The sequence below is a fragment of the Mesorhizobium sp. NZP2077 genome (assembly GCF_013170805.1).
Lineage (GTDB): Bacteria > Pseudomonadota > Alphaproteobacteria > Rhizobiales > Rhizobiaceae > Mesorhizobium.
Genome location: NZ_CP051293.1, coordinates 2,580,012 through 2,594,629 on the forward strand (window position 1 = coordinate 2,580,012; position 14,618 = coordinate 2,594,629).

A 14,618-nucleotide genomic window follows, 5' to 3' on the forward strand; every position below is an offset into this window, starting at 1 on the left:
CCTTTTTTGAGATTATCCTCCCAAGGGATACGGGGCGGCGCTTGCGCCGCCCTTTCTCGTTACAGCGGCTCAAATCGAAAGCTGGCGCCGGATCGCACGACACGGCCAATGCCGGGCGAGTCCAGATGCGCGCCGGCCACGAAACAATGATCGTCCGCCGCAAGCGCCAGCAGCCGCAACCGGCTCTGACGCGCCTGGTCCTGATCCGTGTCGAATTCCCACGTCACATCGGGCCGATCGAACTGAAGCGAGGGAACATGAACGGTGTCGCCCCAGATCAAAATGCGTTCGCCGCCGCTCGAAACGCGAAAGCAGCTGTGACCCACTTCATGGCCATGAGCGCCGATAATTTCGACATCTGCCTCGAAATGGTCTCCGGCTTCGAATGGTTCCGCCATGCCGTGAAATCGCTCGAGCCGCTTTTCGGCGCGAAACAGGCCGAGTTCTTCGCTGGGAACGAGCAGGCGCGTCAGCCGCGGGAAAGCGTCCCGGCCGTCAGCAAGCACAAGACCATGGATGTGGTCGAGATGCGTATGGGTGAAGCAGACGGCGCGGACTTTTTCGACATCGATGCCGGCTTCGTCCAGCGCCTGGGGAAGCCTGCCCATGGTGGGGTGCCAGGCATTCGAGGCACCGGTATCGATCAGCGTTATCTCATTCCCATCGTCAATCGCGAAGGCGTTGACGGAGAGCCTGAGGAGACCACCAACCAGCGTGACCTGGTCCGGCAAGTCATCGCTAAATGGCTTGTCGCCGTTTTGCCGAAGCCGCCCGATCGGCATGTCGACATAGCCATCGCGCAAGGCCGTGATGCGCACGTCACCAAGAGTGTAGGTCCAATGAAGTTCGCCCGAAGCTATGCGGTGCATTTGCCGTTCCGTTCTGTAGATATCGACAGTCTGCGGTGAGTAGCCAGTGTCCGCAACCCGCCCGGTCAATTCGATCTAAGCCAATTGTGCGCGCTGTGCCTGCCGTGGCCGGATGATGCAGTCGGCGAGGTGGTGCTTCTCGTCCAGCTCGTCAGCGTGGTGCTGACCTATTGGCAGAGCGCCAGCAGGATCGGCTCCGAGGCTGGTCGCCGAATATTCGACGCGGGCGGGCACTTCGGCGAAGATCGCCTAGCCCCGATCGGCTAGCCCTTGGCCGTCATTTCGCCGAAGGCCTGCCAACGGGCCTCGATTTCGGCGCGAAGCTGGTCGCGGCCAACGGAGAGCACGCTATGGGGCAGTGTGACAAAGCGCTTGCCATCCTGCGTCGGGAATATGTTGCCCAGTCGCGAGGCCGTGGCGTTCGGGGCGAGCGTGAAGGTCGCGATACCGATGCCGAACCGCCGTAACCCCCTGCTGTTTCGGTTGACAGCCCTCCATAGAGGCAGGACCGTTTTATCCGCGAACGCCTCGGAAACCTGCAGCGCGGTGACACCCCGGTACTGGTCTTTCCCCAACGAATATCGCGGCCTGTCCCCTGAGAGATCGTACCATCGCTTCTTCACCACCTCGAAGGTAAGGTCGAGTGAGGAAATGCCCGCCACTTCCCGCCAGGGGATGTCGACAAAGACATAGCCGTCGAGATTGAGGCGCAATCCGGCCGGCGACAGCAGCAACAGTGGCTTGGCGGTCAGCAATCCGTTGATTTGCCAGACAATCACGACGGCGGCCACAGCCGCCAAGGGAACGCCCAACAGCCAGTTATTCCTGCCGAAGGCGACAACGATCCCGACAACCAGAACAAGTGCCGAGAAGGCGATGTATTTCAACGCGGTCCTGCCGCTGCCATAGGCAATGATCCGGTTGACGTCTTGTGCCTGGACTGAACTCAAGGTTCGCCTCCCATGGCCGGCACGACGTTGCAGGCGAGAGCCGCCGCCAAGACAGTCATGACGATACAGGCTGACCATCGGCCCAACAAGCCCAGCGCTGAACCGCACAGCGTAGATGGTGGCTTTCGGGTGGCGAAATCGACACGAGCGGCAAGAAAGCTCAAATTCCCGGTCGCGCCAAAGACCAAGCGTGTTGGACCGCCATATGGGCGGGGCTGCCATCTGGCCCTGCCAGTTTGCCCTGATATGTCAGGCTGCAATTACTCACTCGAGCAAATCCGTGAAATCATCCAGCCTGGCCGGCGCAATCTCCCCCACCATCCCGGTGCTCGTCTGTGTGCTCGGCATCTTCCTGCTGTCCGGCATGGATGCGGCGATGAAGGTGCTGGTCATCGCGGTCGGCGTCTACAACACAGTGCTTTGGCGCAGCATGCTGGCGACCGTGGTCGCCGGCGCCGGCTGGCTGGCGGGGCCGCGCTTGCTTCCAACTCCCTCGGTGCTGAGGCTGCATGTGCTGCGTGCGGTGGTCGTCAGCTTTGTCCTGCTGTGCTTCTTCTGGGGGCTTGCCAGGCTGCCGCTGGCGGAGGCGATCGGGCTTAGTTTCGTTGCACCGCTGTTCGCGCTCCTGCTGGCCGTGCTGCTGCTCGGCGAAAGGATACAACGCAAGGCGATCTGGGCCTCGCTCGCCGGCATTGCGGGCGTCGCAATCATCGTGACCGGCCAGTTCGGGCAGAAAACCTATGCCGGGGATGCCCTGCTCGGCACTGCGGCGGTGCTCGCGTCGACGGTTTTCTATGCCTACAATCTGATCCTCGCCCGGCAACAGGCGCTTTTGGCCAAGCCGGTCGAGATCATGCTGTTCCAGAACCTTGGCGTTGCGGTCACCCTCGGCCTTGCCGCACCCTGGCTCGCCGTTGCGCTGCCCAACAATCTCTGGCTTCCGCTCGCAGGCGTAACTGCACTGTCGCTCGCCGGTCAGTTCCTGATGAGCTGGGCCTATGCGCGCGCCGAAGCGCAATATCTGATCCCGACGGAATACTCGGCCTTCATCTGGGCGATCGCGCTCGGCTGGTTCTTCTTCGACGAGGCAGTGACCTGGACCACGCTGGCGGGAGCCGGCCTTATCGTGGCCAGTTGCCTGATCGCCGCACGCTCGAATCCGAGACTTGCCGAACCGATCGAAGCCGCGATTTAATCAGACCGAAACAAATGCTCGATTGTTAGACCAGCGCACCGCCTCGCGATGACCGCCGGTCCCGCGGGTGCCGACCAGCTGGTCGATCCCGCCGCCATGGAGGTCGGCCACATGGCGGCGCCATCCCCGGCGCGTCGACGCATCAATTTTTATTAAATATTCCGCTGGTCAAATTACTGTCCATAGACCATTCGTCGGGTTGTTATGCTTACAGCTCGGAAAATACCACTGAATGGTCGATGTAATGATGAACTCTATGGCAAGTTCCTGGAACCGCAAAGTGCATGGCAATTTTGATTCGGATGCGGCCGTCTGGAACCCGTATCGAACGATACAAGCAGGCCAGGCATCACGAGGAGGATTTATCCGATGAGCTTCTTCGTCAATGCCCTAGGCGTTCCTCTTCCCTATAGCGGCGCTTCCACCCATTGGTACTCAGCGGCAGGGTCCGGGCCGGACTTGTACGGCAGCTCCGGAAACGACTCGTTCTACGGAGCATCCGGCGTCACCATGCATGGTGGCGCAGGCGATGACATCTATTACCTCTATGCGGCGAGCAACAAGGTGGCCGAGGCCGCTGGGGCGGGCATCGACACGATCAGCACATGGATGAGCTACAAGCTCCCCGACAATGTCGAGAACCTCGTCGTCACAAACGCCAACAACTATGCTTTCGGAAACGGGTTGGACAACATCATCACCGCCCAGGCCGGGCACCAGACGCTGGACGGCGGCGCGGGAAACGATGTGCTGATCGACGGCGGCGGCGGTTACGACACTTTCATCGTCTCGAAAGGCAATGGAAGCGATCTGATAGCGAATTTCGCCGCCACTGACACCGTCCGCCTGAATGGCTATGGGTTCACGTCGTTCGACGCCATCCACTCAAACATGATCCAGGCGGGATCGAACGTGCTGTTGAACCTCGGATCCAGCGAGATCCTCGAGTTCAAGGACACGACCATCGACAAGTTCCAGCCCAGCCAGTTCGAATTGCCGATCGACAAGTCCGCAATGAGCCTGTCCTTCAGCGACGATTTCAACACGCTGAATCTTCACAACAGCCAGGGCGGCACGTGGGATACCAACTTCTCGTGGGGAGCGCCGAATGGCAGCACCTTGACCAGCAACAACGAGCTGCAATGGTATATCGACGCCAATTACGCACCGACGAGTTCCGTCCACCCGTTCAGCGTGAACAACGGCGTGCTCACCATCACCGCGGCGCAGGCGCCGGCGGACATCAAGCCGCTGATCAACAATTACGAATACACCTCAGGCATCCTGACGACCCACGACACCTTCTCGCAGACCTATGGCTATTTCGAAATACGGGCCGACCTGCCAGAGCACGCCGGCGCCTGGCCGGCCTTCTGGCTGCTTCCGGAAGACGGTTCGTGGCCGCCGGAGCTCGATGTCGTGGAGACGATCGGCCAAGCCCCGAACTCGTTGATCATGACTGCGCACTCGAATGAGACCGGAACGCACACCAAGGTCACGTCGACAGTGAGTGTCTCGGACCCCGACGGTTTCCACACCTATGGCCTGCTCTGGACGCCGGACAAGCTTGTCTGGACCTATGACGGTGTGCAGGTCGCAGCAGCGGCGACGCCGTCCGACATGAACAAGCCCATGTACATGCTGGTCGATCTCGCGGTCGGCGGCCTGGCCGGCACCCCTCCGGATCATTTGGCCACGCCGGCCGAGATGAAGATCGACTACGTCCGCGCCTATACGCTGGACAGCGCTCCGGCAAACGCGCTGAACATCGCCAGCAGCAGCACTACAGCCAGCACTGGCACGCACAGTATCGCCAACAGCATGCTGCATGGCGGTTCAGAATTCGGGGGCCACGCGTAAGGTCTCGGGATTATGCAGCGTCGGGGAATGCGGAAATGACTGGACCATCCGGCCTGCGTCCGGTCTTCATGCGCGCCATCGCCGATGTCGGCGTCTTCTCGCTGTTGATCAACATCCTGCTGTTGGTGATCCCGCTCTACCTGCTGCAGGTCTATGACCGCGTGCTGCCGTCCTCCAGCGTCGAGACGCTTGTCTATCTTTCGGCCATTGCGGTTTTCGCGCTCGCTTTCCTCGGGCTGCTGGACGCGATCCGCGCCATTTACACGCAGCGCGTCGCGGCGACCCTCGACCGGAAGCTGGGTGCCGGCACATTCGCAGTTTCGCTTGGCGCAAAATATGCCGGCGGCCTGTCGCCGCTGCGCGACCTCGCCTCGGTCTGCGCCTTCATCAGGTCGCGCGGCGTGGCGGTGTTGTTCGATCTGCCCTTCGCCCCTGTCTTTCTCGCCCTGCTGTATCTGATCCATCCGGTGCTGTTTTGGGTGACGGTCGCCGGCGCGGCGCTTCTGCTTTTCCTGGTCGTGGCCAACCAGCTTGCCATCGGCAAGAACGACGCCTTGTCCGCGGAGCGTTCGGCTTTGGCCAGCCAGGCTGAACAGGCCTTTGCCCGCAACGCCGAGACGCTGCGCGCCATGGGCATGGTGGAGAACGCCGCGCAGGTCTGGGGACGGCACGTCGCGGCAGCGCTCACCTTCCATGACCGTTCCTCGAGTGCCAATGCAATCTTCAGCGGTGCGTCGCGGGCGCTGCGCATGATGCTGCAACTGGCGATCCTCGGCGCCGGCGCATGGCTGGTGCTCGAAGGGCAGATGACGGCAGGCATGATCTTCGCCTCCTCGCTGGTGTCGTCGCGCGCGCTGCAGCCGCTCGACCAGCTGATCGGCGCCTGGCGGCAGATTGCCGACGCCCGGAGAGCGTGGAGCCGGCTTGAGACGGCGCTTGCGGCGCGTCCGCTTGAAGCGCGGAAACTGATCCTGCCCGATCCGACTGGCGCGATTTCCATGCAGGACGTTTTCTTCATGGCGCCGAATGCCCAGCCCGGCACCGAACCCATCCTCAAGCGACTGAACTTCCAAATTGGCGCCGGCGAAGCGTTGGCCATCGTTGGCCCAAGCGGCGCCGGCAAATCGACGCTGGCGCGGTTGCTTGTGGGCGCTGCCCGGCCGACCGGCGGCGCGGTGAGGATCGACGGCGCCGACCTCAGGACCTGGGACGAAAGCCAGCTCGGAAAGCATATCGGCTACCTCGCGCAGGAGGTGGAACTCTTTCCGGGATCGATCGCGCAAAACATCGCCCGCTTCAACCCCGATGCAGACGACGCCTCGATCATCGAAGCAGCAAGGCGGGCCGAGGCGCATGACCTGATCCTGGCCCAGCGGGACGGCTACCAGACATTGATAGGTCCGTCGGGCAGAAATTTGTCGGGCGGCGAGCGCCAGAGGATCGGGCTGGCGCGCGCCTTCTATGGCGCTCCCAAGATTCTCGTCCTGGATGAGCCCAACGCCCATCTCGATGGCGCGGGCGAAGCAGCGCTCGAAGCGGTGCTTGCCGCCGTGAAAGCGGCCGGCGTCACGACAATCGTCATCACGCACCGCCCTTCGATTGCCGCTTCCTGTGACCGCGTGATGCTTTTGCGCGGCGGCGTGATCGAAGCCTTCGGCCCCAGCGGTGAGGTGTTGCGGCAGTCTGCGGCCAGAACGGGCGCCGGCAAGGGCATTCCCCGGCAGAATCCGGTGGTGACAGGGTCGTTCGCCGCGACGCTTCGCACGCACAACACCCGCTTCGGATCATAGACCATGGCAGTCCAGAGCCTCGCTTGGGAAGGCAGTCCGCGCACCGACATAAGGCGTGTGGCATCCGCCGGATACGCGGCAATAGCGCTGTTGGTGGGTTGCTTTGGCTATTGGTCCGTCAGCGCGCCCTTGTCGGGTGCGGTGATCACGCAAGGGACGATCTCGGCGACCGGCGGAAACATCCTGATCCAGCATCCCGAGGGCGGGATCGTCCAGGAATTGCTGGTGCACGAAGGCGATCGCGTGCAACAGGCCCAGGATTTGATCGTGCTGGATCCAACAGCCGCGCGGGCAGAGCTCAACCGGTTGACGAGACAGTCGATCGCGCTCAGGGCGAGCGCGGCGCGGCTGGAGGCGGAACGTGACGGATTGGACCGGCTGGCGCCAATCCCCGAAGCGGCGCCGGCGCCGTTCCAGCACGATTTCGAGACGCTGGTTCGAGAACAGCAGAAGGAATTCGATGCGAGGCTCGCCCGGTTTCGATCGGAACAATCGATCCTCGTCCAACGGGTTGCCATGCATCGCCAGTCTGTCGTGGGATTGCAGGCCCAGAAACAGGCCATTCAGCAACAGGCCGAAGTGGTGAAGAAGGAACTCGGCATCAAGACCAGCCTGCTGGACAAGGGCCTCACCAATCGTACCGAATACTCCCAGCTTTTGCGCAGCGAAGCGGATCTCGTCGGGCAGGCCGGGGCGATGGAGGCCAATCTTGCAGCGGCCAACACCCAGATCGTCGAGGCCCAGGAGCAGACCGAGCACCTCACCACGCAGCGCGTGGAGGAGGCTCTAACCAAGTTGGACGAGGTTCGCGCCAACCTGGCCGACATCGAGGAACAGATCAGGGCGTCGGAGGCGGTGCTGCGGCGAACGACGATCAAGGCGCCGGCGGCGGGCATAGTCGTCTCGTCGACCTACAATTCCAAGGGTAGCGTGATTGCCCCCGGCGAAAAGATCATGGAGATCCTGCCCACGGCATCGGGCCTGATCGTCGATGCAAGGCTGCGGCCAAAAGACATCGATCAGGTCCGTGTCGGCCAGCCAGCGAAACTGCGATTGTCCGCCTTGAACATGCGGCTAACCCCTGAGGTTTCAGCCACCGTGACACAAATTTCCGCGGACCGGCTCATCGACCAGGCCACGCATGAGCCCTATTTCCGCGCCAGGCTCAGGATTGCCGCCGAGTTGCCGTCCGGCGTGAAGCTTGAGCAGCTTTATCCCGGAACGCCTGTCGAGGCGTTCATCAACACTGGCGACCGGACATTCTTCGAGTATCTGGCACGGCCGATGCTCGATTCCTTCGCTCGCGCCTTCACGGAGCGGTAGATATTGGGGATCGAGCGGTCAGCGCACCGCTTCGCGTTGGCTACCGGGCAGGCGGGTGGCGATCAGCTTGTCGATGCGGCGGCCGTCGAGGTCGACCACCTCGAAGCGCCAGCCTTGCGCGTCGACGCATTCGCCGGTCGCCGGCAGATGGTGCATGTGCGCCAGGACATAGCCGGCGACGGTCTCGTAGTCGCGGTTTTCGGGCAGGTCGATGCCCAGGATATCGGCCATCTCGTCGGCTTGCATATAGCCGGCGAGCAGCCATGAGCCGTCTTCGCGCTTGACGGCGTTTTCCTCGTCGCCGGCATCGAGGTCGGCGCGAAACACGCCGGTGATGGCTTCGAGAATGTCGGCGGGCGTGACGATGCCTTCGAAATGGCCGTATTCGTCATGCACCAGCGCCATCGGCACGTCGGATTCCTTGAGTTTTTGCAGCACATCGAGCGCGTCGGCCTGGTCGTAGACGATGGGCGCGGCGCGCACATGCTTGCGCGGGTCGAGCGTGCGGCCGGCAAGGATCGCGGCCAGCACGTCGCGCGTCTGGACGACGCCGACCATGACGTCGACGCCGCCGTCGCCGGCCGGCAGCCGCGAATGCTGGGTTTCCATCAGGAGCTTGCGGATCGTCGTGTCGTCGGACTGCAGATTGATCCAGTCGACCTCGGTGCGCGGCGTCATTACCGCGCGCACGGCGCGGTCGCCAAGCCGCATGACGCCGGCGATCATGCGCCGCTCGTCGGATTCGATGGTGCCGTGATGCTCGGCCTCGGCGACCAGCATCTTGATCTCCTCGTCGGTGACCTTCTCGTCGCTTTCGCCGCGCTGGCCAAGCAGCCACAATATGGCGCGGCCGGAGATGTCGAGCAGGAACACCAGGGGCGCCGAGATGGTGGCGAGGATGGTCATCGCCGGAGCGGCGCGCGCGGCAACGCGCTCGGGGTCGCGCAGCGCAATCTGCTTGGGCACCAATTCGCCGACGATCAGCGAGAAATAGGTGATGACGGCAACGACAATGCCGACGCCGAGCGGGTCGGCGACGCTTTCGCGCATGCCGGTCGAGGCCAGGTACACCGACAGCCGGTCACCCAGCGTGGCGCCGGAGAAGGCGCCGGAAAGCACGCCGACCAGCGTGATGCCGATCTGCACCGAGGACAGGAACTTGCCGGGATCCGAGCCAAGATCCAGCGCACGGCCGGCGCCGTTGACGCCGCGGTCGATCATTGCCTTGAGCCGTGCCGGCCGCGATGAAACGATGGCGAGTTCGGACATCGACAACAGGCCGTTCACGCAGATGAGGACGACCACAATAGCAATTTCAACGTATAGCATGAGGGCTCAATAGCATTGCGGCGGGCCGATCGAAAATAGTCCGCCAGCATTTTTGGAAAATGACAGTGCTGGCTGATGACGCGACACGGCCATGCGGCATCGCACAGACGATGCCTTTTTCGACCGTTTGCGACCACGGCCTTGTCGCAAGGCCCATTTCATTCACTGGAACTGCCTCAGCACGCCGATGATCGCCTTGCCGTCGGTGAAATAGGGGTCGCCTCCGCCATTGCGGCCGGTCTTGGTGGCGCCGATGCCCCCCATGTCGCTGGTCGATGCCAGCAGGCCGGCTGCGCTCAGGTCACCAATCAGGAAGTCACGTTCGGCATCGATATCGGGGCCGATGTGATGGGTGATCGCGCCGGTGTCGTGGCTCAGCCCGACGCCGCGATCGAAGCTGGCGGCGCCCAGCCAGAGCGGGCGGCCGTCGTCGCCGACCGTATCTGTCTGCCAGAAGCGGACGTGGTGGCGCCGGTCGGCACTGTCGCCGACCGGCTTTTCGAAAGCGAGATCCTGGGGGCGACCGTCGAACAGCAGGCGGCTCATCGGAGCATCGGGATAGGGGCGGGAAAACAGGACACTTTCGCCGATATCGATGGCGGTTCTCAGGGTGACCGCGTCGGCGGTGTCCCAACCGGCGACGGCGAAGGCATGGACCACCTCCTTCTCAGTGCCGACAAGGCCGATATTGATCGGGTCGCCCGGAATGCCTTGCGGGGTGTGCGTCACCATTTCGAAGCGCCGGTCGCGAAAGCCACGCTCCCTGAATGTCCAGAATTCCGGCGCGGCGACATAGGCAAGCGTCAGGTAGGCTGCCAGCAAGGCCGCCACCCAGATCGTAATGCGTCGCCGGAAGCTTCTTTGGCTCATGAAGGAGGCTCGATCCGTGCGGTATTCTGTTGCCTGACGGTCCTTGGAAATCAATGGCCAGCGAGGAGCAGCCGGTCTATCGTCAGCTATCATTCTTTTCGTGGGGGCTGGAATGAGGCGGAAGCCGACGGGCCGGCGATCGATGGCGTTGACAGCCGATCTTGTCGCCAGGGTGGAGCGCATCGAACCGGATCCCGGGCCTGAGCCTGGAACAACCGAGCACACCGACGCGCAGTTCGATGAGTTGGTCGATCGACTGTTTGCCGAATACCGGCCCGAAACGCTTTGGGTCTTTGCCTACGGTTCGTTGATCTGGAATCCCGAATTCGTTCCTGTCGAGCAGCGCCCGGCGACGGCGCCTGGATGGCACCGCTCGTTCTGCCTGAAGTTGACACGCTGGCGCGGCACCCGCCAATTGCCGGCCCTGATGCTGGCTCTCGACCGTGGTGGCAGTTGCAACGGCATCGTTTACCGGCTGCCCATGGAAGACCATTTCGGGCAACTCGGCCAGTTGATGCGCCGCGAGATCGATGCCAACCCGCCAACCAATGTGCCCTGCTGGATCAAGGTCAAGACCAAGGAGGGACCGCTGCGCGCCCTGGCTTTCGTCGCCGCGCCGGATGGCAAGGCCTATGCCGGACGGTTGCCGTTGGAGCAGGTTGCGGACACGCTGGCGCGAGCGGCCGGACACTGGGGCTCGTCGGCGCAGTATCTGTTCCGGACGGTCAGCAAGCTGGAGGAAAGCGGTATTCGCGACAAGAATCTCTGGCGCATCCAGGATCTGGTGGCTCGGCAAATCATTGCGTCCACCGGTGACGACTGATCTTTTTTACCGGCAGGCGCGATAGCCGTTCTTGCGGTTCTTGATGTCGAAATGGAAATGGTTGCGGTGGTCGTAATTATAGCCGGGGCCGAGCACGGTGGTGAAATACTGGCAGCCGTCGGCGCGCACATTGTTGAGGAAGCCGCGCGTGCGGAAGGCGAACAGGCCAGGCTTGCGCACGTCGATGTCGTCGCCATTGTTGAGTTCGATGCTCATGACGTCCAGCGCGTTGCCCTTGCCGTGCTCGGACAGAACACCTTCCCCAGCAATGTTGCGGCAGGAATAGCTGGAGCCCTGGTGGATGGTCCTGACGCCGGAGAAATAGCGCCAGCGGGCGGAAGGAACGAGTTCGTTCCTCGTCCAGGCGGCGAAGGTGGCGGCCATGTCGCAGGTCAGCGTCGCGGCGGGCTTCATCTGGATGCTGCCGATGGCTGTGACTTTTACCGGATAGTCGATGCCGCACTGGCCTTCATGGATCGGCGCCAGGTCGGTATAGGCGACATCGAGGCGCTTCAGCTGCTGGCGGCAATCGGTTTCGCTGGCCGGCATTTGTTCGACCGGCGACATCGGTTCATCCATGCGCGGATAAGCGGCCTGCGTCATGTAGGGATTGGACGGAACAAGTCTCTGCATACCCGTATATTGCGGCACGGCAGCCGTCTGCGTGCCGACATCGACGGCCGGCTGCAACGACAGCACACTGCCGGTGTTGCAAGCCGAAACCGCCGCGAGGGTCAGGCCGGCGGCCAACAGCATCACCGGTTTCGATTGGCGCGCGGTGGCGAAAAACACGGCGCGAAATTTGCCGGCCATTTGCGGAATCCTAGTTCGAACCTGATCCGTGATCAGGTTCGAACTTTTGCCTGACCATGATCTTTTCCGAAAACCGGTTCCCGCTTTTCGGGATCATGGTTCGGATATCCGGCATTTTAACGATCAAGGGTAAAGGAAAGCTCAGCGTCCGCGTTCATGCCTGCGGCGGAAATGCGGCATGCGGCTTTGCAGTGTGCTCACTGGCAAAACGTGCCGCCATGTTTGCGCGGCTCGAGATCGAAGTGGAAATGCAGGGCGTGATCGGCGTCGGCACCCGGTCCAAGCACGGTCTTGAACGGACCGCAGGCGGCCTTGCGCACAGCGTTGAGGAATTTGGCGTCTTTCTCGGGCGGTGTCGGACCGATCTCGATCTTCTTTCCGTCGGAGAGTGTGAAGCTGCCGATGTCGAGCGCGTTGCCGAAGGCGTGCTCCGACAGTTTCCCGGTGCCATGGCGCGGCCGGCAGACAAAAGCCGAGGCCTGGCTGATCGACTTCACCTCCGTGCTGAACTCCGCCTTGGCGGCCGGCTGGATGACATCGGTCGTGAAGCGGGCGGCGGCCTCGGCCATCGAGCAATTGAGCTCGGTGGCGGGACCGATGGCGACCGACTTGTTCAGCGTCTTAATGACGATCGGATAGGGGATCGAGCAGCCGATTTCGGGATTGCTTTCCGCCTTGTGCTCGTCGAATTCGACGCCGAGCGCCTTCAGCCGCTCACGGCATGCGACTTCCTCGGCGGGCATCTTCGCGTCCGGGAGATCGGCCGAGCGCGGATCGGGCAGCATCTTCTTGTCGCCAGCATCCGCCGGCTTTGGCGGCGGCTGCGGGGCAATGGCCGGCGGCTGGGTCTCAGGTTCCTCAATGTCGGGCTTTGGCGTCGGGGTCGGTACGTCGGCTGGCGGCTCCGGCTCGCTTTCCGTATCGGCTGGCGGCTCCGGGGCCGACGGTTCGGGCCGCGCCTGCTTTTTCTGACGGGACTTTTCCTGATTGAACTGGTCGGACGTTGTGTCTGTCTTTGGGCCGTCTGTTTTGGGACCGTCGGTCTTGGGAACGGCGGTCTTCTGTTCTTCCATCTTTGCAGCGGCTGCGGGACGTGGTTCAGGCACCGGAGCATCGGCAGGCGATGGCAGCGGTGGGGATGATGATGAAGGCGGTGGCGTTAGCGGCGATGGCTGGGGATTTTGCGTTTTCTGCGGAGCCGGTTTCGACGTGGTCTGCTGCTGCACTCGCGATTTCGCTTTATGGCGGCGACGCGGCTTCAACGGCTGGTCGACCCGCGGTGTCAACGGCTGCTCCACCCTCGGTGCCAGTGGCCTGTAATGCCGATGGCGATGTCTGGCATCGGCAGGCGTCACTAGCAAAGCGGTGACGGCCGTAGCCAGTGCAATCCTGTACATTCGGGAAAAGACAGACGACCCCATCGCCATCAACGGCGCGCGCGCCCGGAGGTTGCCTTCAGCCCATCACGAACGGTAACCACACCGTTACGCGCCGATCGCTTCCAGCCCTTCCTCCAGCCAATCGGCAAGCAGCGGCATGCCAAGCAGATATTTCGCCGTGCGCTTGTTGGCGCGTTCGCGCGCCGCGGCCAGCGCATCCGCCCACTCGGACGCATCGTAGTCGCCGCGGCCGACCCATGCCAGCGCCACCAGTTCGGCGGCCTCATCGACATTGAGGTCGTTGATCAGCTCGCGCAGCTCTTCCTCGGTCAGGTTTTCCGAGCTTTCCTCGGCGAGGCCGTCATGGTGGTGGTTGACATGGGCCTCGCCGTCGAGTTCGACCTCGTGCTCGGCACCGTCTGCATAATCCTCGTTGACGGCGGCACTCAGCGCCTTGGCCTTGAGAATGAACAGGCGCACGGTGTCGGGGCCGATCGTAAGGTCCCAGTCCTTTTCAAGCCGCCGCTGCACGGGCCGTCTCCGTCCGTCGTTTGCCGGATGATAGCGGATTTGCGGCATCCGTCACCTGATGTTCTCCACCTCTGCTTTTTCTTTCTGGCTCTGCTTTTTCTGGCTCTGCTTTTTTCCGGCCCTGCTTTTTTCCGGGATGAAACGCGGGGCACTTGGCGTTAGTGTTGCATTCTCACCCCTCAAGGAGGCTTCGATGCGTAAAAGAATGCTGATCCAGGCCGCGACTGCCCTTGTCGCGCTGCAGTTCTTCGCTGTCCCGGTGTTCGCTGCGGGCAGTAGCAGTGGTGGCAGCGACCAGACCGTCACCCAGTGCAAGAAGGGCGAGGTCTGGGACAAGAAGAAGAAAAAGTGCGTCGCGCCCCAGGAAGGCATGCTGGACGACGACAGCATCTATGATGCCGGTCATGCGCTGGCGATGGCCGGGCGCTATGGCGAGGCGATCGCGGTGCTCAGCCTCGCTGCCAACAAGCAGGATCCGCGCATCCTCAATTATCTCGGCTATTCGCACCGCCATTCCGGCCGGGTAACTGTCGGCCTCGGCTACTACGAGGAAGCGCTGCGCATTGACCCGAACTATACGCTGGTACGCGAATATCTCGGCGAAGCGCATCTGCAGATCGGCGACCTGGCCGGCGCCCAGCAGCAGCTGATGGAAATCGAGAAGCGCACCGGCAAGGGATCGCGCGAATACGGCATGCTGTCCGAGCAGATCGACCATTTCATGCGGAGCTGATCAGGCTCCAGGGCTTTCCGAAGCGGCCGCGCGCGCTCGCGGCCCGCTTTTTGCTGCCCCGGTCTCGTTGAAAGCGGGGATGATTTTTGCAAAACCGATTTTTGGGCGTGAAAAACCCGGAAAGATTGCTATATCTTGGGAAATTGCGGTGAA

13 protein-coding genes are annotated in these 14,618 nt (G+C 62.5%); 6 read left to right on the plus strand and 7 right to left on the minus strand.

All coding sequences use genetic code 11. The features are described 5' to 3' along the window. Window positions 1-59: 59 nt before the first annotated feature. Both HGP13_RS12630 and HGP13_RS12635 read right to left on the minus strand, forming a co-directional pair. Window positions 60-869, minus strand: coding sequence for an MBL fold metallo-hydrolase (locus tag HGP13_RS12630; protein ID WP_172225508.1), 810 nt, complete (start codon window positions 867-869; stop codon window positions 60-62). A gap of 263 nt (window positions 870-1,132) precedes the next feature. Beyond that, window positions 1,133-1,897, minus strand: a complete 765-nt coding sequence (locus HGP13_RS12635) for a hypothetical protein (protein WP_172225511.1) — start codon at window positions 1,895-1,897, stop codon at window positions 1,133-1,135. A gap of 202 nt (window positions 1,898-2,099) precedes the next feature. On the opposite strand from HGP13_RS12635, the gene HGP13_RS12640 reads away from it, so the two are divergent. The 4 genes from HGP13_RS12640 to HGP13_RS12655 all read left to right on the plus strand — a co-directional run bounded on the left by HGP13_RS12640 (window position 2,100) and on the right by HGP13_RS12655 (window position 7,987). Continuing rightward, on the plus strand, window positions 2,100-3,014 hold the full coding sequence (locus HGP13_RS12640) for a DMT family transporter (protein ID WP_172225514.1): 915 nt from the start codon (window positions 2,100-2,102) through the stop codon (window positions 3,012-3,014). A gap of 369 nt (window positions 3,015-3,383) precedes the next feature. Then, on the plus strand, window positions 3,384-4,874 hold the full coding sequence (locus HGP13_RS12645; RefSeq protein ID WP_172225517.1) for a family 16 glycosylhydrolase: 1,491 nt from the start codon (window positions 3,384-3,386) through the stop codon (window positions 4,872-4,874). A 35-nt stretch (window positions 4,875-4,909) separates the two neighbouring features. Then, window positions 4,910-6,664, plus strand: coding sequence for a type I secretion system permease/ATPase (locus HGP13_RS12650; protein WP_172225520.1), 1,755 nt, complete (start codon window positions 4,910-4,912; stop codon window positions 6,662-6,664). Between the two features lie 3 nt (window positions 6,665-6,667). Next, window positions 6,668-7,987 (plus strand): HlyD family type I secretion periplasmic adaptor subunit, encoded by a 1,320-nt coding sequence (locus HGP13_RS12655; protein WP_172225523.1) that lies wholly within the window; start codon window positions 6,668-6,670, stop codon window positions 7,985-7,987. An 18-nt stretch (window positions 7,988-8,005) separates the two neighbouring features. Here HGP13_RS12655 and HGP13_RS12660 read toward each other — a convergent pair whose 3' ends face one another. Both HGP13_RS12660 and HGP13_RS12665 read right to left on the minus strand, forming a co-directional pair. Further along, window positions 8,006-9,316, minus strand: coding sequence for a hemolysin family protein (locus tag HGP13_RS12660; protein ID WP_172225526.1), 1,311 nt, complete (start codon window positions 9,314-9,316; stop codon window positions 8,006-8,008). A 162-nt stretch (window positions 9,317-9,478) separates the two neighbouring features. Next, window positions 9,479-10,186 (minus strand): LssY C-terminal domain-containing protein, encoded by a 708-nt coding sequence (locus HGP13_RS12665; protein WP_172225529.1) that lies wholly within the window; start codon window positions 10,184-10,186, stop codon window positions 9,479-9,481. A gap of 112 nt (window positions 10,187-10,298) precedes the next feature. On the opposite strand from HGP13_RS12665, the gene HGP13_RS12670 reads away from it, so the two are divergent. Further along, window positions 10,299-11,009, plus strand: coding sequence for a gamma-glutamylcyclotransferase (locus HGP13_RS12670; RefSeq protein WP_172225532.1), 711 nt, complete (start codon window positions 10,299-10,301; stop codon window positions 11,007-11,009). Window positions 11,010-11,015: 6 nt separating this feature from the next. Here HGP13_RS12670 and HGP13_RS12675 read toward each other — a convergent pair whose 3' ends face one another. The 3 genes from HGP13_RS12675 to HGP13_RS12685 form a co-directional block, all read right to left on the minus strand. Next, entirely contained in the window at window positions 11,016-11,822 is an 807-nt protein-coding gene (locus HGP13_RS12675; protein WP_172225535.1) for an extensin family protein, read from the minus strand. Between the two features lie 197 nt (window positions 11,823-12,019). Next, window positions 12,020-12,895, minus strand: a complete 876-nt coding sequence (locus HGP13_RS12680) for an extensin family protein (protein ID WP_246707346.1) — start codon at window positions 12,893-12,895, stop codon at window positions 12,020-12,022. A gap of 411 nt (window positions 12,896-13,306) precedes the next feature. Continuing rightward, a complete protein-coding gene (locus tag HGP13_RS12685; RefSeq protein ID WP_172225541.1) occupies window positions 13,307-13,732 on the minus strand; it encodes a DUF3775 domain-containing protein in 426 nt (141 codons plus the stop codon). Window positions 13,733-13,925: 193 nt separating this feature from the next. Here HGP13_RS12685 and HGP13_RS12690 point away from each other — a divergent pair, with 193 nt between their 5' ends. After that, on the plus strand, window positions 13,926-14,465 hold the full coding sequence (locus HGP13_RS12690) for a tetratricopeptide repeat protein (protein WP_172225543.1): 540 nt from the start codon (window positions 13,926-13,928) through the stop codon (window positions 14,463-14,465). Window positions 14,466-14,618: the final 153 nt, after the last annotated feature.

Coding starts and splice junctions, on each gene's coding strand:
- HGP13_RS12690 (WP_172225543.1), top strand. CDS start 13,926: ATGCGTAAAAGAATGCTGATCCAGGCCGCGACTGCCCTTGTCGCGCTG.
- HGP13_RS12660 (WP_172225526.1), bottom strand. CDS start 9,316: ATGCTATACGTTGAAATTGCTATTGTGGTCGTCCTCATCTGCGTGAAC.
- HGP13_RS12630 (WP_172225508.1), bottom strand. CDS start 869: ATGCACCGCATAGCTTCGGGCGAACTTCATTGGACCTACACTCTTGGT.
- HGP13_RS12645 (WP_172225517.1), top strand. CDS start 3,384: ATGAGCTTCTTCGTCAATGCCCTAGGCGTTCCTCTTCCCTATAGCGGC.
- HGP13_RS12680 (WP_246707346.1), bottom strand. CDS start 12,895: ATGGAAGAACAGAAGACCGCCGTTCCCAAGACCGACGGTCCCAAAACA.
- HGP13_RS12670 (WP_172225532.1), top strand. CDS start 10,299: ATGAGGCGGAAGCCGACGGGCCGGCGATCGATGGCGTTGACAGCCGAT.
- HGP13_RS12665 (WP_172225529.1), bottom strand. CDS start 10,186: ATGAGCCAAAGAAGCTTCCGGCGACGCATTACGATCTGGGTGGCGGCC.
- HGP13_RS12675 (WP_172225535.1), bottom strand. CDS start 11,822: ATGGCCGGCAAATTTCGCGCCGTGTTTTTCGCCACCGCGCGCCAATCG.
- HGP13_RS12635 (WP_172225511.1), bottom strand. CDS start 1,897: ATGGTCAGCCTGTATCGTCATGACTGTCTTGGCGGCGGCTCTCGCCTG.
- HGP13_RS12655 (WP_172225523.1), top strand. CDS start 6,668: ATGGCAGTCCAGAGCCTCGCTTGGGAAGGCAGTCCGCGCACCGACATA.
- HGP13_RS12650 (WP_172225520.1), top strand. CDS start 4,910: ATGACTGGACCATCCGGCCTGCGTCCGGTCTTCATGCGCGCCATCGCC.